The sequence below is a fragment of the Hyphococcus sp. genome (assembly GCF_965267305.1).
Classification (GTDB): domain Bacteria; phylum Pseudomonadota; class Alphaproteobacteria; order Caulobacterales; family Parvularculaceae; genus Hyphococcus.
In genome coordinates this window covers 961,053-978,556 of sequence record NZ_OZ253945.1, presented here as the reverse complement: position 1 = coordinate 978,556, position 17,504 = coordinate 961,053, and the positions used below count along the sequence as shown (strand labels likewise).

Here is a 17,504-nt window from a genome sequence, read left to right as displayed (position 1 = left end):
GTTAACCGAAACGCTGGCCGCCCCCGCTTAGCCCCCCTATATCTGTGCGCCGCCCTATATAATAAGAGCCCATGGCCCGTTTCACCCCGGAATTCCTTGACGAGTTAAAGGCGCGACTGCGTCCGTCCGACGTCATCGGGAAATATGTGAAACTTCAGAAACGCGGCAACGCCTGGTGGGGCCTGTCGCCCTTCAAGCCGGAAAAGACGCCGTCTTTCTCCGTGGATGACCGGCGCGGGACCTATCACTGCTTTTCGACCCAGAACCATGGCGACATCATCACTTTTCTGATTGAGACGCAGGGCCTGACCTTTCCCGAAGCGGTGGAGCGGCTCGCGGCCGATGCAGGGCTCGTGCTGCCGGCGGAAAGCCCGCAGGAGGCGGCGCGGGCGGAAAAGGCGCAAGGGCTCGCCGAGGCGTCGGCCGCGGCGGCGAAGTTCTATCAGGCGATGCTTCACCGCGCCGACGGCCGCGAGGCGATGGAATATCTGCGCGGCCGCGAAGTGACCGACGCACAGATCGAGGCGTTCGGCATCGGCTTCGCGCCGTCGGGCCGCCATGCGCTGAAAGATTATCTTCTGAATAAAGGTTTCGCCGACGAGGTGCTGGTCGAGGCGGGGCTCCTGATCAAACCCGAAGACGGCGGCGCCAGTTACGACCGCTTCCGCAACCGCATCATGTTTCCGATCCTCGGAACGCGCGACCGGGTGATCGCTTTCGGGGGCCGCGCCCTCGATCCCAACGCCAAGGCGAAATATCTCAACTCGCCGGAAACGCCGCTCTTTCACAAGGGCTCGGTGCTCTACAATTTCACTGCGGCGCGCGCAGCGGCGGCGGACGACAAGAAGCCGCTGATTGTCTGCGAAGGCTATATGGACGTCATCGCGCTCTGGGGCGCAGGCATCAAACGCGCGGTCGCGCCTTTGGGCACGGCGCTCACCGAAGACCAGCTTGCGCTGCTCTGGCGGTCGTCAGACGAGCCGGTGCTTTGCTTCGATGGCGACAGCGCCGGCGTCAACGCCGCGCATCGCTCCATCGATCGCGCATTGGCCATGCTGAAGCCCGGCAAGTCGCTCAACTTCGCTTTTCTGCCGGAAGGTCAGGACCCGGACGATCTCATCCGCGGCCAAGGCGCCGCTGCGATGGAGGAGGTGCTTGCCGCCGCGCGCCCGCTGGTCGATGTTTTGTGGACGCGGGAGATTTCGGCGCGCGAGCTCGATACGCCGGAACGCCGCGCGGCCTTGCGCTCGCATTTGCGCGACCTTGTGAAAGAGATCGCCGACAAGGATGTGCGCACCGCCTATGGCGAGGAGTTGTCCCAGCGCCTCAATGCGCAGTTTCAGCCGACGAAACGTGAGGGCGGTTACAATCAGAGTGGTTCCGGCCAGGCCGGCAATCCGTTCCGCCGGTCCGCTCAGTGGTCGGGGCGGGGGCAGGGCCGATCGGACCGTGGCATGGGCTTCCGGTTTACGGCGCCAGCGCGGCCGACCCCGGGGCTCAAAAGCCCCTCCCAATGGGTGCGGGAGGCGAGCCTCGTCCTCGCCGCCATCAATCATCCGGCCCTGCTGGAACGATGCGAGTCGGCCTATTTTGAGCTCGATCTTGCCGATCCGGGGCTGAAAGCGCTCCTCGGCGAGGTTCTAGCGGCGATTTCAACAGACCCGGCCCTTGACAGCGCCGGATTGAGAAGCCATCTGACCAAAACCGGCGCGGCAGGCACATTGGAGCGGGTGACATCAGATCCCCAGCTCGGAAAACACAGATTCCTCCGCCCCGAAACTGAGATTGACGAGGTAGAGCAGGGGTTCCGAAACGCCCTGGCCCATCATCTGTTTGAGTCGACCCACAAGCAGGAGGTGGCCCGCTCGGCGTCTCAGATATTCACAGACGGCGATGATGCGTGGAAAGCGGCGGCGGCCGCGCGCGAGGAGTTGATCAATTCGAGCAAGCCGGAAGAAGTCGGGGACGAGGGCGATTCCCCCAGACGGTTCGCGGACGCGCTCGAAAAGATGAGAGAGACCGTAGCGAAAAAGGGCGGTCGGTAAGGATTTTAAACCATGGCGAAAAAAGCGGCGGCGACGAAAGAGACGGAAACGGCGGAACCGGCGGACGGCCCGATCCTCGATCTCACGGATGCTGATGTAAAAAAGCTCATCAAAACCGCGAAGTCGCGCGGCTATGTCACCTATGACGAGTTGAACAAGGTTCTCCCGTCGGAAGAAGTCTCCTCCGAACAGATCGAAGACATCATGGCCCAGCTTTCCGAGATGGGCATCAATGTCGTCGAGCATGAAGAAGACGAGGACGATGACGGCGCCGACGCCGCCAATGACGACGACGAGGATGAAGACTCAGGGCCGAAAACCAAAGCCGTCGCGCTGAAGGACGACAAGAAATCCGGCGGCCTCGTCACCACCAATACCGGCGCCTCCGCAGACCGCACCGACGATCCGGTGCGCATGTATCTGCGCGAGATGGGCACCGTCGAGCTTCTGTCGCGCGAGGGCGAAATCGCCATTGCCAAACGCATCGAGGCCGGCCGCGAGACCATGATCAAGGCGCTCTGCGAATCCTCGCTCACCTTCGAGGCCATCACGGTCTGGCGCGACGAGCTTCAGGAAGGCCGGGTTCTCCTGCGCGACATTATCGACCTCGACGCAACTTACGGCGGCGGGCCGGAATCGCGTCCCGACATGACCCAGCCGGAAGTCGCCGAACGCGTCAATCGCGAGGAAGCCGAGAAGGCCGAGAACGCGGAAGAAGACGAAGACGATTTCGACGAGGGCGCGCTCTCGCTTTCCGCCATGGAAGCCGAACTGCGCGACGGCGTCATGGCGACCTTCGATGAGATTTCGTCAGACTATAAAAAGCTGCGCCGCCTTCAGGACATCATGATCGAGGAGCATTTGAAAGGCGACGACCTTTCAAGCTCGCAGTCGCGCCGCTTCAAGAAACTGCAGAAGGATATTGTCGAGCGCGTGCGCTCCGTCCGCCTCAACAATCAGCGGATCGAAGCCCTTGTCGAACAGCTTTATGACATCAACCGCCGCCTGATGGCGCTGGAAGGCAAGCTCGTTCGTCTGGCGGACTCTTACGGCGTCAACCGTCAGGAATTCCTCTCCGACTATATCGGCTCCGAACTCGATCCCGAATGGTTCGAGCGGATCTCCGCGAAGACCGGCAAAGGCTGGCAGAATTTCGTGAAGAAAGCCGAAGGCCAGGTGTTGGCGATCCGCGAGGAGATCGGCGAACTGGCGACCGAAACCGGTCTTACGGTTCAGGATTTCCGCCGCATCGTCTCCATGGTGCAGAAGGGCGAGCGCGAAGCGCGCATTGCGAAGAAGGAAATGGTCGAAGCGAACCTTCGGCTCGTCATCTCCATCGCCAAGAAATACACGAACCGCGGGCTGCAATTCCTCGACCTCATTCAGGAAGGCAATATCGGCCTCATGAAAGCGGTCGATAAATTCGAATATCGCCGCGGTTACAAATTCTCGACTTACGCGACCTGGTGGATTCGTCAGGCGATCACCCGCTCCATCGCCGACCAGGCGCGCACCATCCGTATTCCGGTGCACATGATCGAGACGATCAACAAAATCGTTCGGACCTCGCGCCAGATGCTCCACGAAATCGGCCGCGAGCCGACGCCGGAAGAGCTTGCCGAAAAACTCTCCATGCCCTTGGAGAAAGTCCGCAAGGTGATGAAGATCGCGAAAGAGCCGATCTCCCTCGAAACGCCCATCGGCGATGAGGAAGATTCGCATCTCGGCGATTTCATCGAGGACAAGAACACGATCCTGCCCATCGATGCGGCGATCCAGTCGAACCTCCGCGAAACGACGACGCGCGTGCTCGCTTCGTTGACGCCGCGCGAGGAGCGCGTCCTGCGCATGCGTTTCGGCATCGGCATGAACACCGACCACACGCTAGAAGAGGTAGGCCAGCAATTCTCGGTCACCCGCGAACGCATCCGCCAGATCGAAGCGAAGGCGCTCCGCAAGCTCAAACACCCGAGCCGGTCTCGGAAGCTCAGAAGCTTCCTCGATAATTGAGAAACAACCCCGCCTTGTGCGGGGTTCTTGTCTCACCTCAAAGGCTTCCTATCTTGCTCAGTAGGCGAATGGAAAGGCCTGCGTGCGGGGCGCGGCTGATATTGGAAACTCTCTGAGGGGCGGCATGAAAATTTTGAAAGCTGGATTCTTTGCGCTCGGCGCTATTGTGGCGATTGGCGCGTGGTGTGCGTTGGCTGTTTTTGGCGGGCTTTACGGTTGGTGGATGAAGCCCATCGCCGAAAAGGGCGATCACGCGGCGTTTTTCGCCGAGGCGAGCAAACGCATCGACGAAGGCAATGCAGGGAATGCTGCGTTCATTCTTATCCGCGACGGCGAAGTCGCCGGCGAATATTACGCGCCGGCCGGGGGCGATGTTGATGCGCAGACCGTGTTCCCGACGGCCTCTTTCAGCAAATGGATCACGGCCTTCGGCGTGATGAAGCTCGTCGAGGAAGGAAAAGTGTCTCTCGACGAGCCGGTGTCGTCATACCTGACGCGATGGAGCCTGCCCGACGGTCCTTTTGACGAAAGCGGCGTAACGGTTCGGCGCCTGCTGAGTCACGCGGCCGGCCTGACCGACGGGCTCGGCTTTGGCGACTACGACGCGGATGAAACCTTGCCATCTCTTGAGGAGACGCTGGCTAATCCGCGCGCTTCCTCCGGGCGCGAGGTCAGCATCGAAGTCGGCGCCGAGCCCGGCGAGGAATTCGCCTATTCCGGCGGCGGTTATCTCATCCTGCAGCTTCTGATCGAGGAAGTTTCGGGGCGGGACTATGAAAGCTTCATTCAGGACAATGTGCTGGCGCCGCTCGGAATGACGCAATCGTCTTTCAGTTTCATCGGCGATATCGAAGGAGCAACGCAGTCCTTCGACGCCAATGGCGAGTTAGCACCGCATTATCAATACGCCGCCGCCGGCGCCACCGGCTTTTCAAGCTCTGCAGGTGATCTCCTGAAGCTCGTCAGGGCGCTGACCGATGACGGCGCCGGGTTTGCCCTGCAGCCGGCGACGCTCGCCGCCATGCGTCAGCCGGAGGCCTATGTGCTCGGCAGCCCGATCTGGGGGCTCGGAACTATTCTCTATGCGCCCACAAAGTCCGGCGACTTCGTCTACGGTCATGACGGCGCCAACGAGCCGGCGATCAACGTCTCGGTGCGGATCAATCCCGACAATAGTGACGCTTACATCATGCTGGTGAACGGCCACCCGTCGCTGGCGTCGGATATCGGCGGCGAATGGGTTCTCTGGCAAACCGGCATGCCGGACATTCTCTCGACGGAGCGGGCGATCAAGAGCGCGCTTCTGCCGGCGGCGCTCGGGTCGCTGATCATTCTCATCGCGGCGGTTTTTCTCGCAAGGCGTCTGTTTTCAAAAAAGACGTGAAATCCGTTCGCTCCAGCCGCATGGGAAGGGCTGACGCCGGGTTGACAGATCGGGCGATAGTTCGTTTCATCGGCGCTTGGAAAGCGGCTGCGGCCGCAACGGGGGAGAATGCAGATGAAGTATTTTGTTATGGGCGCCGCTATGCTGGCGGTCGCCGCATGCGCGTCAGAATCGGACACAGACGTATTGGAGCGCAACAAAGAGGTTGCGCGTAACTTCTACGAAGATCTGTGGTTCAGCGAAAACACCGATGCTTATTCGAAATATGTCGCCGACACCTATGTCGTGCATGACGTGGGTGCGCGCAAGGGCGTGGAAGAACCGGCCATTGAACAGAAGAATATCGCCGATCTTTTTCACAGCTTTGGCGAGATGACCGGCAAGATCGATTACCAGATCGCCGAGGGCGACAAGGTGGCGACACGCTGGTTCATTTCCCTTGATCCGAACGAGGAGATGGCCGCGATGGGGTTCCCGCCTGTTGACGGCGTCGCGATCATCAATGTGTTCCGCTTCAGTGACGAGGGCAAGATCGTCGAGGTGTGGAACCACCGTCACGATGTGGAGTTGCCTCAGCCGCCTTCCGCTGGCGGCGAATAATTTACCCGCAATTGCGAAGAACTGCCGCGCCGGCGCCTTGTCTCGCCTTTATCTTCCCTGTTTCATGGGGAGCGTAATCAAGACGCCGGAGCGGCCATGAATTACAACGACTACCTTGCCTGTTTCAGCGCCGGCGACGATGAGCGGCTGGTTCGCGACTTCTTCTGCGACGACGTCGTCTTCAAGAGCTCGGGACGCGATTTCCAGGGGAAGGCTGCGCTGAAAGCGTTTCTCGACTGGGCCCATGACGGCGTCCGCGAGGTTCCGCGCCCGCAACTTGTGATGCGGAACGAGGACTGCCTCTTTGCGGAAATCGACATGGACTTTCATGCGATGAAGGAGCGGGCCGACTTTCCCTTCGGACATTTGCACGCCGGCGACATGGTGACGGTGAAGTTTTTCGTCACCTATCATTTGCGCGGCGGCCGGGTTGCCGTGCTCAGATCCATGATCTGGCCCCCGGGCAAGGGCGTCAGCAGCGTTCCCCGCCTAGGCGCCATGCCAACGCAGATCGCGGCGTTTCACAGCTATGCGGCGGCGTTCAGCGCCGGCGACGCCGAACGGTTCACCAAGTTCTATACGGACGATGTGGTGCTTGAGCTGCCGTCGATGGCGCCGATAAGAGGGGCCGATGGGATTGCAGCCTTTTACACAAGCATGTTCGAGGGCGTGCGCGAAAGCATCGCCATCCAAAACCTCGACGCGATGGAGGACAAGATCACGCTCCGGGCGGCCGCTCGTTTCACCGCCGTCGAAGATGCGCCGGATTTCACCGTGGCGCCGCTGTCGCGGGGCGAGTTTGTCGAGAGCAACGTCATTGTCGACTATCGCCTCCGGGACGGGTTGATCGAACATATCGGGGTGCGGCGCAATGGCCACGAGCTTGTGCGCGGCAGGGCCGGATGAAGCTCTGCACGGGCAGGCGGGAAGAGGGCTATGCCGAAAAGAAATTCCGCCTGTGACCGCGCGCCGTGAGAGATTTGTCGGACCGAAAGCCAACAAGTCCAAACCCGATTTCTATGACGATTTCGCCGAGAAATAGCCTTGCTTCGTCAACGGCTCTTTTACCGCTGCCGCTCTAATCTTCGCGCCCGGCAGTCATCAGCGGAAAGACTAATTCATGAAGAGCCATTCCACATCTGTGCGCCTGCTCTTTGGCGCCTTGCTGCTGGTTGCGGCGCAAGCCTGTTCGGAGACGTCCGATCCGGCGAGCGAAGCGCCGGTCGATCCGAAGCCCGGTCTTTACGAAATCGCGATTTCCGGCGCCGGGCTTTTAAAGAATGTCGAGAGCAACAAGGCGCCCAAGACTTATTGTCTGACGGAAATTCAGGCCGCATCGTTTCCGCATATGCTGGCGGAGAATTACTACAAGCTCTCGCCGCTCTGCACTGTCCAGCGCGGCCAGCGCGAAGGCAACCTTATCGCGGGAGAAATCTCCTGCGCCGCGGATCCGAAAATGGCGTCGGGGTCGAACCGCTTTCTTTATGAAGGCTCGGTCGGCGAGGAAAAAACAACGGTTAACGTCCGCATGAAACTCGACGCGGAAGTGAAGCCGGGCGCCGGCGGGGCCGAGGTGAGCGACGCTCAGTTGAAGATGGCCATGAAAGCGATGGAGCGGATGCGGTTCGTGATTGATGCGGTCCGGACCGGCGACTGCGGCTAGGCTTTTCCTAACCCGAATCACCTGAAAAAGGAGGCGTTGCTGATGGAGTTATCACCTCATGACTGCGCCTGTCGGATCGAAAGCCAACAAGTCGAAATTCGATTGCTATGACGACCTCGCCAAGGACGAACCCTATTTCGTCATTCGCGCGGATGACCCCTTGTCGGATGCGTTGATCGAGCTTCACGCCTATATTGGCGCCGGCCAATCAGGCGCGGCGCATAACAAGCTCGCCGAGATCATGGAGCTCACCCGCGACCGGCCGCCGCGGCCGTCGGACTCGCCGAAATACCGCGAAACCTTCGCGATTTCGCAGGCCATGGAAGACTGGCGGCGGGCGAAGCCTAAAAAATAACCCCGCCTTTTTCTGCAATCTTCCTGTGCTAGACTTGTTCGGGGATGAGGGATCGCGCCTGAAGGCGACAGGCGCGAAAAAACCGGGAGGGAGCCATGGGGATTTTCAAATCGGCATTTCGTAAACTCATGACCGGCGCGGCGGCAGTGGCGCTTGTCGCCTGCGCGGCGACTGGCGGGCCGCTGGGCCTATCGGACCAGCAGGGGCTTGCGCTGGGCGCGCAGGAGCATCCGAAAATCGTCGCGGCTTTTGGCGGCGAACTGAACGACCCGCAATTGACCGCCTATGTGCAGCGCATTCACAATAAACTGATCGCGTCGTCGACGGCGCCCAGTCCCGAATTGCAGAACATCAAATTGACGGTGCTCGACAGTCCGGTGGTGAACGCCATGGCGCTGCCCGGCCATGTCTATGTGACGCGGGGATTGCTGGCGCTGGCGAACAGCGAGGCGGAAGTCGCAGGCGTCATCGGCCATGAGATCGGCCATATCCACGAACGCCACACCGCCGAGCGCGTGAGCCGCGGCAATCTCGCGGGGCTCGGCGCGGCGGCGGTGGCGATCCTCACCGGCGAACAGGACATGGCGCAGCTCGCCGGCCAAGCGGCGCAGCTTTATCTGATGAAATTCTCGCGCAGTCAGGAATATGAGGCTGACCTGGTCGGCGTGCGGATCATGGCGGATGCGGGATACGATCCGATCGGCCAGTCGGAGTTTCTGGACACGCTCGGCAAATGGTCGGCGCTGGAAAGCCGGATCGCGGGCGCCGAACGTCCGCCCGAGTTTCTATCGACCCACCCGAATACGCCGGAGCGGGTGCGCCGCGCCGCCGAAGAGGCGCAGGTGCTCGGCGCCGGATCGGGCGAGGGCCGCAACCGGGAGACCTATCTCGCCAATATCGACGGGCTTCTCTACGGCGACGATCCGGTGAAGCAGGGCTTCATTCGCGGCCGGGATTTCATTCATCCGGGGATCGGCATCGCCTTCAGTGTGCCTGCCGGATTTGAGCTTCAGAACTCTTCAACGGCGGTGCTGGCGCGCTCGTCGCAAACCGGCGCGCAGATGCAGTTCACCGGCGCGAACTCCGCCGACAGCCCTCAGGCGATCATCGACGGCGCCTTGTCCCAGAGCATCGGCGTCGATCTCAAGCCGTCGCGCGCCATGACCGTCAGCGGCCGCCCGGCGGCCGTGGGAACGGCGCGGGCCAACACTCAGGGCGGCGCCGCCGATGTCGCCGCCTATGTGGTGAAATGGCAAGGGAATACGAACTATATTTTCCTATGGGTCGCGCCCGCCGGGTCGACGTCGCAGTCGACGTTCACGTCGAGCGTCCAGTCGCTGCGCCCGATCTCCCTTCAGGCGGCTAATCCTCCGCCGGCGCAGCGCATTGATGTGGTCACGGTGCAGCGCAACGACACGGCGGCGTCCCTCGCGGGGTACATGGCCTTCGATCAGTATAAGGAAGAGCGCTTCCGCATCCTGAACGCCATCGACCCCAACGAAGCGGTGCGGGCGGGCGAGCGGGTGAAACTCGTCCGCTGACGCCTAGCGAACCGTTTCGAGCCAGTTCAGTATGATATCCGTCGTCTCTTCCCACACGGGGGAGCCGCCTTCCATCGTGTAGGCTTCGATGATGTTGTCATAGCGCATATTGTTATGATCGACATTCTCCTGAACCACGAAGGTTGCCGAGCCGGGACGCAGCCGCTCAGCCATATCGGCGATCAGCTTGTGCCCGTATTCCGCCTCGAACTGGTCGAAGGCGTTGTAGATGACGAGCACCGGCGCATCGACTGCGGCCCAGGCCGCGAGGAAGTTCTTTTTCGCCGCCTGCTGGTGCCACGCGAAGGGCCGGCCGTAATGGTCCGTCTCGCCCATGCCGAGAATATCGGCGCGCACGCCCGCCATGGCGGCGCTGTCCTTTGCAATTTCATCCGGATGGCGGTCGTTGATGAGATATTCGTAGTGAAATTTCGCGCGAGCGACTATTTCATGATGAATGTCTTCGGGCGCCACCGCGTCCGGCCGCCGTTCGAGATAGATGCGGTCGAAGCTCAGCATGCGCTCGTAATAGGTTTCGGCGCCGCCGCCCTGTATGGCGATCCCGGCGATATCGTAGCCTTTCTTCTGCAGGGCGTGCGCCACAAGCGGCGCCGTCGTGGAGCCTAAGCTGCTGCCTTGCATATAGACTTTGCTTGCATCGATGCGTTCGTCTTTCAGCAAGGCGTCGAATGCCTCAACGTAGTGAGCGACTTCGGTGTCGTAATCGAGTTCGTCGCAGGCGGGCCCCTGACTGTCGCCATCGGAGGAGCGCTCAACGCGGATGAGCGCCAGGCCGCTTTCGCGCGCGAGTTTCGCCAGGGCTTCGCGCGCGCCGCTGCCCTCGCGATACTCAATCGATCCGCAGGAAACCCATTGCGTGAAGAGGAGCGGGTGCAAGGGTTCATTGGCGCCTTCCGGCAAGGCGATGATCGTGCGCAATCGCGCGCCGTCCGATGTTTCCACAACGCCGTAATGCGATGCGACGCCCTCGATCCGTTCCAGCGGGCGATCGGCGGCGCGGGGCAGCCCGGCGACCATGGTGTTTGCCTCATTAGCGCTTTCGTGTGCGCAAGCCGCTGCAAACATGGCGGCGCAGACGCCGGCGCTGGCGCTCGCAAGACGGATTAGATTTCGCATTTATTCGTTCTCCTTGGTGTTTATGGTCAAGCGGATTGGAATCAGCAGTTCGGTGAGATAGTCGCGGGCGCTTCTGGCCGTCATTTTCGACGGCAGGCGGTAGTCTTCCTGATCCGCGCCGAAACGGTGATAGATTTCGCGCAAGGGCCCGGCGGCCTCGACCCCCGCGCCGGCCATCCAGTCCGACATCTGCGCGAACAGTCGGTCGGTTTTGAAATAGCCTCCGCCATAGACAACCGAGCAGGCGACGGCGGCGCCCTGGATGACGGTGACAGGCAAATCGCTCTGCGCATCTTCTGTCACCGGAATGCACACCTCGACATCGAGATCCTGTTGATTGCCGGGCGGCGTATGAAAGATCAGAAACGGCGCCGCCTGCGCACGGGCGCTGACGCCGGCGACGCGCGCTTCGGCGGTTTCGAACATTTGCTTGATCGCGTCGCCGGGATGCGTGATTTCTTTTCTCAGCGCATAAACGCGCTGATCGGCGAGCGGCGCCAGTTTCAACGATGGCGGCGCCTCCGTGTCGGCGGCAGACCGGGCGAGAATCTCGGCGATTTTGATCTTGGCGGCGATCTCATCGCGCGCGCGCTGCAACTCCCGCTGTTTTTTCTCAACTGCCGTCCTGATGATCTCGGGGCCGATGTCTCCGGCGGCCAGAATGGCGGCGATCTCCGCAATGGAGAAATCGGCGAAGCGCAGATTGGTGATGATGGCGAGCTGCGCCGCCTGTTCCAGCGTGTAATAGCGATAGCCGGTGTGGGGATCGACATGCTCCGGGCGCAACAGCCCCTGGTCGTCATAGAACCGGAGCGCCTTGACGGATACGCCGCCAAGGCGCGCCAGCTCTCCAATCTGCAGCAGGCCTTTCATGGGGCGAAGATACCGTCTCCCCTAAGAGGAGAGTCAAACCGCAGGTCGCGCGGGGGCTTCGTTTCGCCGATAGTATTCGCCCATGATTTGTCCGGGGCAGGCTGCAGTCCGCTCTTGCGCCTTGGCGGCCAATCGCTAAGGTCCGCCAAGAGTTTAACCCATGTCCGCGGCTGGTTTCGCGGACCCAAAGGAGGAATTTATGGCGGTCGACGGCAAGTGGAACATTACGATCAAAACCCCCATGGGCGACCAGAACGCCACGCTCACCCTGAAAGAAGAAGGTGGCGCGCTCACCGGGGAAATGTCAGGCGCGGCTGGGACGTCTCCCATTGAAAACGGCAAGGTCGAAGGCGACACGCTGAGCTGGGACGCCAAGGTGACAAACCCCATGCCGATCACGCTCTCCTTCACCGGCAAGACCGAAGGCTCCAATATTTCCGGCAGCGTGAAGCTCGGCGCATTCGGCACATCGACATTCTCCGGCGCGGCCGTTTAACGCCCGTCCATGTTCCGGTTCGCCGCTTTACGCACCGCCCTTCTGGGGGCAGGGGCCGCGCTTGCGGCCTGCAGCGGCGAACCGCAGGAGACGGGCGCCGATGAGGCCGCCCCTCTTGCGTCTTCCCAAGCATCGGACACGGTTCCGCGTGAGACCTATGTGGCGGCGCAGGAAGCGGCGGCTAGCCTCAATTCCCTTGGCGAAGATTTTGTAAAACTCGCCCTCGCTGTCGGCGAACACGATCCCGCTTTCGTTGACGCCTATCACGGCCCCGAAGAATGGGCGGAAGCCGCGAAGGCGGAACAACGCTCCCTCGAAGAACTCGAAGCCGACGCGCAAGGCCTGTTGATTTCAGTGCGCCGCGCCAATAGCGGCAAGGATGGCGTGCGCGGGGAGATGCTGGAAAAGCAGATCCGAGCGGCCCTTACCCGCATTCAGATGGCGCAGGGAAAAACTTTCCCCTTCGATGAGGAAACAAGGCTGCTCTATGACGCCGTCGCGCCGCAATACGATCTTGCGGAGTTCGACGCAGCCCTTGAAGAAATCGATGCGCTGCTGCCGGGCGATGCGGCGCTGCCGGAACGGGTCGAGGCGTTCCGCAATTCGCTCGCTGTTCCGGAAGACAAGCTGCAGGCGGTGTTCGACGCCGCCATCGCCGAATGCCGCAAGCGCACGCTCGCCCATTACGACCTTCCGCCAAGCGAAAGCTTCCGCCTTGAGTTCGTCAAGGACAAGCCCTGGAGCGGTTACAACTGGTATCAGGGCGATTACGAAAGCCTCATTCAGGTCAATACGGATTTCCCGATCATCATCGACCGCGCCGTCGATCTCGGCTGTCATGAGGGCTATCCGGGCCACCATACCTGGAACGTCTTTATCGAACGGGACCTTTTGGAAGGGGCGGGGTGGGTCGAATATTCCGTCTACCCGCTGTTCTCGCCTATGTCGGTGACGGCGGAGGGCTCGGCCAATTACGGCATAGAACTCGCCTTTCCGGGGAGGGAAAAAATCGCCTTCGAGCGCGACGTCCTGTTTCCCATCGCAGGGCTCGATCCGGCGCAGGCTGCAACGCTCGAAAAACTCAACGATCTTCGCCGCAAGCTTTCTCATGCGCGCAACCATGTGGCGCGCGAATATCTCGACGGACGCATCAGCCGCGATGAGGCCGTCGATATGCTGGTGAAATACGGCTTGCAGTCGCGCGACCGTGCGGAGCAGGGCGTGAGGTTCATTGAGACCTATCGCGGCTATGTGCTGAACTACAATCTTGGCCGCGATCTCGTCGACGCCTATGTCGCGCGTCAGGCCAGTCTGAATGGCGGCGACCGCTGGGCCGCGTTCGAGACATTGCTGACGACGCCGCTCTCGGCGTCCGATATTGCGGCCGGCGGCGCATCGGAATGAAATTCAAAACTCTAGTCCAGCGCATCCATCTCTGGGCGGGGCTGATCCTCGGGATTCAGGTTCTCCTCTGGATGGCGTCCGGCGTCGTCATGAGCTGGTTTCCCATCGAACTGGTGCGCGGTGAAAACCGCGCCTTCATTTCGCCGGCCATCGAACTGGATGCGCAGACCTATGCGTCGCCAGGCGGGATTATCGCCCAGGCGCCGGGCGCAACCTCGGTGGAGCTCACGCGGTTTCTCGGACGGCCCGTCTATGTCGCCAAAAGCGATGGCGACGCCATCGCGATGTTCGACGCGTCGAGCGGGGAAATGCTGACGCCGCTTAAGGAAGCGGATGCGCGGCGCATCGCGAAACAGGATTTCGTCGGGGATGGCGAGATCGTGCAAGTGCGCCTGCTGAATTATCCGCCGCAGGAATATCGCCGCGAGACGCCGGTCTGGCGCGTCGAGTTCGACGACAAGCATCACACACGGATTTACATCTCACCGGCGAGCGGAGAAGTGCGCGCGCGGCGCAACGACATCTGGCGGCTCTACGATTTCTTCTGGATGCTGCACATCATGGATTATAAGGAGCGCGAAGACTTCAATAATCCGCTGGTCATGACCGCAGCGGCGGTCGGGCTTGTTTTTGCGCTATCGGGCATAATCATCGTGGTGATGCGCCTCACGCGCGGGCGCTACAAACACGACGTCATGCTGCTGGCGCACGCCAAGCCACGCCACAAAAACACGGCGAGCGGTCAGGCTGAATTGTCAGACAGCCAGAATAATCAGAACGCGAAGTAAATCGGTTCAGGGCCCTGCGGGGCGTCCTTATCGCCTTTTTCGTCCTTTTTGGACTCGGCGATCTGGGTTTCTTTTTTCTCTTCCGGGCATTCCGCATCCGTTTCGGGCGCGGCTGCTGCTGTTTGCTCTGCCTCGATGCGGATGAAACGATCCATCATGCTTTCGAGGGCCGAGGTGGCGCGCTCGCGCGTTGTCTCGGAACCGGAGTCTGCGAAGAGGGCGGACCCGCCGCCGTTCAAGGGAAGGGAAGCTGCGCTCGCCTGGACAAAACCCAGAGCCAGACCGGCCGAAGCGGCGGCGGCGAAGCTCGTCATCAACGATTTGCCCATGGTAAACTCTCTCTCTCCGACCGGGAATATGCGCCTGATCGCCCGGAAACGGCAAGCTTTATTCTGGCCCTAAAAACCCTGCAATTGCTTACCATCAGGTAATATTTTCGCGAGGATCTGGCAAATTTCAGGGAGTTTTCCGCTTCAGCCTTGGCCAAAGCGGAAAAACTCATCAATTTCAGGCCTGAAGCGCATCCTGCGCCGGGGTGAAGTCGACGCCCAGCGCCTCGGCGACGGCCTTATAGGTGACCTTGCCTTTGTGGATGTTGAGGCCGTCCCGAAGATGCGGGTTGGTTTTGAGCGCCTCGAGGCCCCGATTGGCGAGCTCCAGCCCGAAGGAGAGGGTCGCGTTATTAAGGGCGTGGGAGGAGGTGAGCGGCACGGCGCCCGGCATGTTGGCGACGCAGTAATGGATGACGCCGTCCACCACATAGGTGGGATCGGCGTGGGTCGTCGCATGAGACGTCTCGAAACAGCCGCCCTGATCGATGGCGACATCGACGAGGACGGAGCCTTCCTTCATGCCTTTCAACATCTCGCGGGTGACGAGTTTCGGGGCTGAGGCGCCGGGGATGAGGACCGCGCCCACAACCACGTCCGCGACGTCGGTTTCTTCGTCGAGCGCTTCGTAAGTTGAGTAGCGCGTCTTCGCCCGGCCTTCGAACAGCTCGTCGAGTTCGGCGAGGCGGCGGTTCGACCGGTCTAGAATGGTGACGTCCGCGCCGAGGCCGACGGCCATGCGTGCGGCGTGGGTGCCGACGACGCCGCCGCCGATAACGAGCACTTTCGCCGGCAAGACGCCCGGCACGCCGCCCATCAGAAGGCCGCGTCCGCCCTGATGCGCGGTCAGCGCATAGGCGGCCGCTTGAATGGAAAGACGCCCGGCGACTTCGCTCATGGGCGCGAGGAGGGGAAGGCCGCCGCGCGGATCGGTGACTGTTTCATAGGCGACGGCGGTGACGCCGGACTCGATCAGGCCGCGCGCCTGATCCGGATCGGGAGCGAGGTGGAGATAGGTGTAAAGGATCTGGCCTTCGCGAAGCTGCACCCATTCCGTGGGCTGGGGCTCCTTCACTTTGACGATCATGTCCGCCTTTTCGAAGACGGTCTTGGCGTCCGGCGCGATCTTGGCGCCGGCGGCGATGTAGTCCTGGTCGCTCGCTTTGACGCCGGCCCCGGCGCCGGTCTCCACCAGCACTTGATGACCGTTCTGCACATATTCGCGCACGCTGCCCGGAACCAGGCCGACGCGGTATTCGTGATTTTTGATTTCCTTGGGAACGCCGACAAGCATGGGACCCTCCTCTGTCGTTTGGTGGCGGATTATATTCAGATTTTGAAGGATATTTTTGATATTTTACGTCATTTTTGCTAATTTAAGGGATATGATTTCTCCTAATCGTCTAAACGGGAAACGGAATTCACCACCATGGACAAGTTCGATACGGCGATCCTGAATGTCCTTCAGGAAGACGGCCAAACCCCCTTTACGGAGCTTGGCGAGAAGGTGGGCCTGTCTCCCTCCGCCTGTCACAAGCGGGTGAAGGAGCTCTGGCGCACCGGCGTCATCACGCAACAGGTCGTGCTGGTCGACGAACGTGAGGCGGGGCTCGAGACCTCCGTCTTCGTTCAGGCGACTCTTAAAAATCAGCAACAAGCGACTTTGACTGCCTTTGAAAAAGCCGTCACCCGCCATCGCGAAATCATGGAATGCTATCTGATGGCGGGCCTGTCGGATTATCTCTTGCGCATTCTCTGCCGCGACGGCGCCGATTACGAACGCATCCATACGGAAATTCTGACGCGTCTTCCGGGGGTTGACCGGGTCATTACAAATTTCGCGATCCGCAAAGTGTTCCGCCGGACCGCTGTGCCGCTCTAAAAACATTAAGGCGCAAACGGCTCCGAATTGTGGCGACAATGCGGCAGGCGTTAACAATACAACCCTTTACCGCGTTTGCTTTCTGACAATGAAAATAAATTTGCCGTTAACGTATTAAACGGGCGGCAAAACATCGGCGCCATCCTCGGGTTATGTTTAGTCGCGCTTTCATTCCGAAAACCGGTCTCCACTTTTCGGAAAAGCGCTTGGGTTTCAAGTGAGGATGACATGCTTACGACTGCGCGTGTTGATATTCCCGCTCCTGTTGTCGCGCGCCTGAAACACGCTGCGGATTACTCCGACAATGTGAATGACTATGCGCGCGAGGACTTGATTGGGTTCAAACGCCCCATCGCCGCGGCTTTCGCATTGCTGGCGCCGCTGACGATGGCTTTTTCTTATTCTGCGGGCGGACCCTGGATGGCGGTGCAGGTCGCCGGCGCCTTGATCGTCATGGTTGCGGGCGGACTTTATGTGATCGGCCGCAAGGAATGGCCGAACATCGTCGCGGAGTTTCAGGGCTGCGTCATGGCCAAGCGCAAGGCGATCGCGGATCTCAGATGCGGCTTCGGCGAATCGTCTTTCCTCAGCAATGGCCGGGCGCCGGCCTTTTACGAACATGCGAATGGCGTTCTGGTGCTCGCCGATGCGGGCGACCTGAAAACACTCTTTTTTGATGTGTCAAAAGACGGCTCTGATCCCCGCTGGGAGCTTTATCTCAACGGCGAAATGCGCCGCCGGGTCTGGCGCTGGCTGCGCCTGCCGGTCTCGCGCGAAGTCGTGAAATTTTCGACCGAAGGCGCGCGGCTCGCCCGGGTCGCCGACGCTCCGACCATCCCCTCGGTCGAGGCCTGGGAGGCGATCAACGTCTCCCTTGGCGAGCCCATGGACGGGGCCATCATCCACCGTCCCTTCGATGAGATTGTCGACGATATCAAACGCCTGATGTTCTAGGCGTTTTCCGGCTCCACTCCCGCCGCGGCGGCGCCCCTTACAA

Annotated in this window: 17 protein-coding genes; 13 read left to right on the top strand and 4 right to left on the bottom strand. The window is 60.9% G+C overall.

Annotated features, from left to right (window positions below):
• Window positions 1-71: 71 nt before the first annotated feature.
• The 8 genes from dnaG to ACQY5P_RS04580 all read left to right on the top strand — a co-directional run bounded on the left by dnaG (window position 72) and on the right by ACQY5P_RS04580 (window position 9,598).
• Window positions 72-2,045, top strand: a complete 1,974-nt coding sequence (dnaG, locus tag ACQY5P_RS04615; protein ID WP_428409675.1) for a DNA primase — start codon at window positions 72-74, stop codon at window positions 2,043-2,045.
• Between the two features lie 12 nt (window positions 2,046-2,057).
• Window positions 2,058-4,055, top strand: a complete 1,998-nt coding sequence (rpoD, locus tag ACQY5P_RS04610; protein ID WP_428409674.1) for an RNA polymerase sigma factor RpoD — start codon at window positions 2,058-2,060, stop codon at window positions 4,053-4,055.
• 124 nt (window positions 4,056-4,179) lie between these two features.
• The gene (locus ACQY5P_RS04605; protein WP_428409673.1) at window positions 4,180-5,439 is read left to right on the top strand and encodes a serine hydrolase domain-containing protein; all 1,260 of its coding nucleotides are present in this window, start codon (window positions 4,180-4,182) and stop codon (window positions 5,437-5,439) included.
• Window positions 5,440-5,553: 114 nt separating this feature from the next.
• Window positions 5,554-6,039 carry an ester cyclase gene (locus tag ACQY5P_RS04600; protein WP_428409672.1) on the top strand — a complete coding sequence of 162 codons (486 nt, stop codon included), beginning with the start codon at window positions 5,554-5,556 and terminating at the stop codon, window positions 6,037-6,039.
• A 96-nt stretch (window positions 6,040-6,135) separates the two neighbouring features.
• The gene (locus tag ACQY5P_RS04595; RefSeq protein WP_428409671.1) at window positions 6,136-6,945 is read left to right on the top strand and encodes a nuclear transport factor 2 family protein; all 810 of its coding nucleotides are present in this window, start codon (window positions 6,136-6,138) and stop codon (window positions 6,943-6,945) included.
• Between the two features lie 214 nt (window positions 6,946-7,159).
• Window positions 7,160-7,702: a DUF3617 domain-containing protein gene (locus ACQY5P_RS04590; RefSeq protein ID WP_428409670.1), complete on the top strand. Its 543-nt coding sequence runs from the start codon at window positions 7,160-7,162 to the stop codon at window positions 7,700-7,702.
• A 58-nt stretch (window positions 7,703-7,760) separates the two neighbouring features.
• Complete coding sequence (locus ACQY5P_RS04585) at window positions 7,761-8,057, top strand: aspartate decarboxylase (protein ID WP_428409669.1); 297 nt, start codon at window positions 7,761-7,763, stop codon at window positions 8,055-8,057.
• A gap of 95 nt (window positions 8,058-8,152) precedes the next feature.
• Entirely contained in the window at window positions 8,153-9,598 is a 1,446-nt protein-coding gene (locus ACQY5P_RS04580; protein WP_428409668.1) for a M48 family metalloprotease, read from the top strand.
• Window positions 9,599-9,601: 3 nt separating this feature from the next.
• Here the strand turns inward: ACQY5P_RS04580 and ACQY5P_RS04575 are convergent, their stop codons facing one another.
• Complete coding sequence (locus ACQY5P_RS04575; RefSeq protein ID WP_428409667.1) at window positions 9,602-10,735, bottom strand: hypothetical protein; 1,134 nt, start codon at window positions 10,733-10,735, stop codon at window positions 9,602-9,604.
• A complete protein-coding gene (locus ACQY5P_RS04570) occupies window positions 10,736-11,608 on the bottom strand; it encodes a MerR family transcriptional regulator (RefSeq protein ID WP_428409666.1) in 873 nt (290 codons plus the stop codon). It abuts the gene before it with no gap.
• Between the two features lie 199 nt (window positions 11,609-11,807).
• Between ACQY5P_RS04570 and ACQY5P_RS04565 the strand changes: the two genes are divergently transcribed.
• The 3 genes from ACQY5P_RS04565 to ACQY5P_RS04555 are packed head-to-tail and all read left to right on the top strand — an operon-like array spanning window position 11,808 to window position 14,296.
• Entirely contained in the window at window positions 11,808-12,104 is a 297-nt protein-coding gene (locus ACQY5P_RS04565) for a hypothetical protein (protein ID WP_428409665.1), read from the top strand.
• Window positions 12,105-12,113: 9 nt separating this feature from the next.
• Window positions 12,114-13,508, top strand: coding sequence for a hypothetical protein (locus tag ACQY5P_RS04560; RefSeq protein ID WP_428409664.1), 1,395 nt, complete (start codon window positions 12,114-12,116; stop codon window positions 13,506-13,508).
• On the top strand, window positions 13,505-14,296 hold the full coding sequence (locus ACQY5P_RS04555) for a PepSY domain-containing protein (RefSeq protein ID WP_428409663.1): 792 nt from the start codon (window positions 13,505-13,507) through the stop codon (window positions 14,294-14,296). Before ACQY5P_RS04560 ends, ACQY5P_RS04555 begins: the two co-directional genes overlap by 4 nt.
• Here ACQY5P_RS04555 and ACQY5P_RS04550 read toward each other — a convergent pair.
• Together ACQY5P_RS04550 and ald are read right to left on the bottom strand one after the other, a co-directional pair.
• Complete coding sequence (locus ACQY5P_RS04550; RefSeq protein ID WP_428409662.1) at window positions 14,281-14,625, bottom strand: hypothetical protein; 345 nt, start codon at window positions 14,623-14,625, stop codon at window positions 14,281-14,283. The genes ACQY5P_RS04555 and ACQY5P_RS04550 overlap by 16 nt on opposite strands.
• 178 nt (window positions 14,626-14,803) lie before the next feature.
• Entirely contained in the window at window positions 14,804-15,919 is a 1,116-nt protein-coding gene (gene ald, locus ACQY5P_RS04545; RefSeq protein ID WP_428409661.1) for an alanine dehydrogenase, read from the bottom strand.
• A gap of 135 nt (window positions 15,920-16,054) precedes the next feature.
• Here ald and ACQY5P_RS04540 point away from each other — a divergent pair, with 135 nt between their 5' ends.
• Together ACQY5P_RS04540 and ACQY5P_RS04535 are read left to right on the top strand one after the other, a co-directional pair.
• Window positions 16,055-16,507 carry an Lrp/AsnC family transcriptional regulator gene (locus ACQY5P_RS04540; protein ID WP_428409660.1) on the top strand — a complete coding sequence of 151 codons (453 nt, stop codon included), beginning with the start codon at window positions 16,055-16,057 and terminating at the stop codon, window positions 16,505-16,507.
• A gap of 228 nt (window positions 16,508-16,735) precedes the next feature.
• Window positions 16,736-17,461, top strand: a complete 726-nt coding sequence (locus ACQY5P_RS04535; protein ID WP_428409659.1) for a hypothetical protein — start codon at window positions 16,736-16,738, stop codon at window positions 17,459-17,461.
• The last annotated feature ends 43 nt before the right edge of the window (window positions 17,462-17,504 follow it).

Bases quoted from the DNA above. Each gene is read 5' to 3' on its own strand.
- dnaG (WP_428409675.1), top strand. From the start codon at position 72: ATGGCCCGTTTCACCCCGGAATTCCTTGACGAGTTAAAGGCGCGACTG.
- rpoD (WP_428409674.1), top strand. From the start codon at position 2,058: ATGGCGAAAAAAGCGGCGGCGACGAAAGAGACGGAAACGGCGGAACCG.
- ACQY5P_RS04605 (WP_428409673.1), top strand. From the start codon at position 4,180: ATGAAAATTTTGAAAGCTGGATTCTTTGCGCTCGGCGCTATTGTGGCG.
- ACQY5P_RS04600 (WP_428409672.1), top strand. From the start codon at position 5,554: ATGAAGTATTTTGTTATGGGCGCCGCTATGCTGGCGGTCGCCGCATGC.
- ACQY5P_RS04595 (WP_428409671.1), top strand. From the start codon at position 6,136: ATGAATTACAACGACTACCTTGCCTGTTTCAGCGCCGGCGACGATGAG.
- ACQY5P_RS04590 (WP_428409670.1), top strand. From the start codon at position 7,160: ATGAAGAGCCATTCCACATCTGTGCGCCTGCTCTTTGGCGCCTTGCTG.
- ACQY5P_RS04585 (WP_428409669.1), top strand. From the start codon at position 7,761: ATGACTGCGCCTGTCGGATCGAAAGCCAACAAGTCGAAATTCGATTGC.
- ACQY5P_RS04580 (WP_428409668.1), top strand. From the start codon at position 8,153: ATGGGGATTTTCAAATCGGCATTTCGTAAACTCATGACCGGCGCGGCG.
- ACQY5P_RS04575 (WP_428409667.1), bottom strand. From the start codon at position 10,735: ATGCGAAATCTAATCCGTCTTGCGAGCGCCAGCGCCGGCGTCTGCGCC.
- ACQY5P_RS04570 (WP_428409666.1), bottom strand. From the start codon at position 11,608: ATGAAAGGCCTGCTGCAGATTGGAGAGCTGGCGCGCCTTGGCGGCGTA.
- ACQY5P_RS04565 (WP_428409665.1), top strand. From the start codon at position 11,808: ATGGCGGTCGACGGCAAGTGGAACATTACGATCAAAACCCCCATGGGC.
- ACQY5P_RS04560 (WP_428409664.1), top strand. From the start codon at position 12,114: ATGTTCCGGTTCGCCGCTTTACGCACCGCCCTTCTGGGGGCAGGGGCC.
- ACQY5P_RS04555 (WP_428409663.1), top strand. From the start codon at position 13,505: ATGAAATTCAAAACTCTAGTCCAGCGCATCCATCTCTGGGCGGGGCTG.
- ACQY5P_RS04550 (WP_428409662.1), bottom strand. From the start codon at position 14,625: ATGGGCAAATCGTTGATGACGAGCTTCGCCGCCGCCGCTTCGGCCGGT.
- ald (WP_428409661.1), bottom strand. From the start codon at position 15,919: ATGCTTGTCGGCGTTCCCAAGGAAATCAAAAATCACGAATACCGCGTC.
- ACQY5P_RS04540 (WP_428409660.1), top strand. From the start codon at position 16,055: ATGGACAAGTTCGATACGGCGATCCTGAATGTCCTTCAGGAAGACGGC.
- ACQY5P_RS04535 (WP_428409659.1), top strand. From the start codon at position 16,736: ATGCTTACGACTGCGCGTGTTGATATTCCCGCTCCTGTTGTCGCGCGC.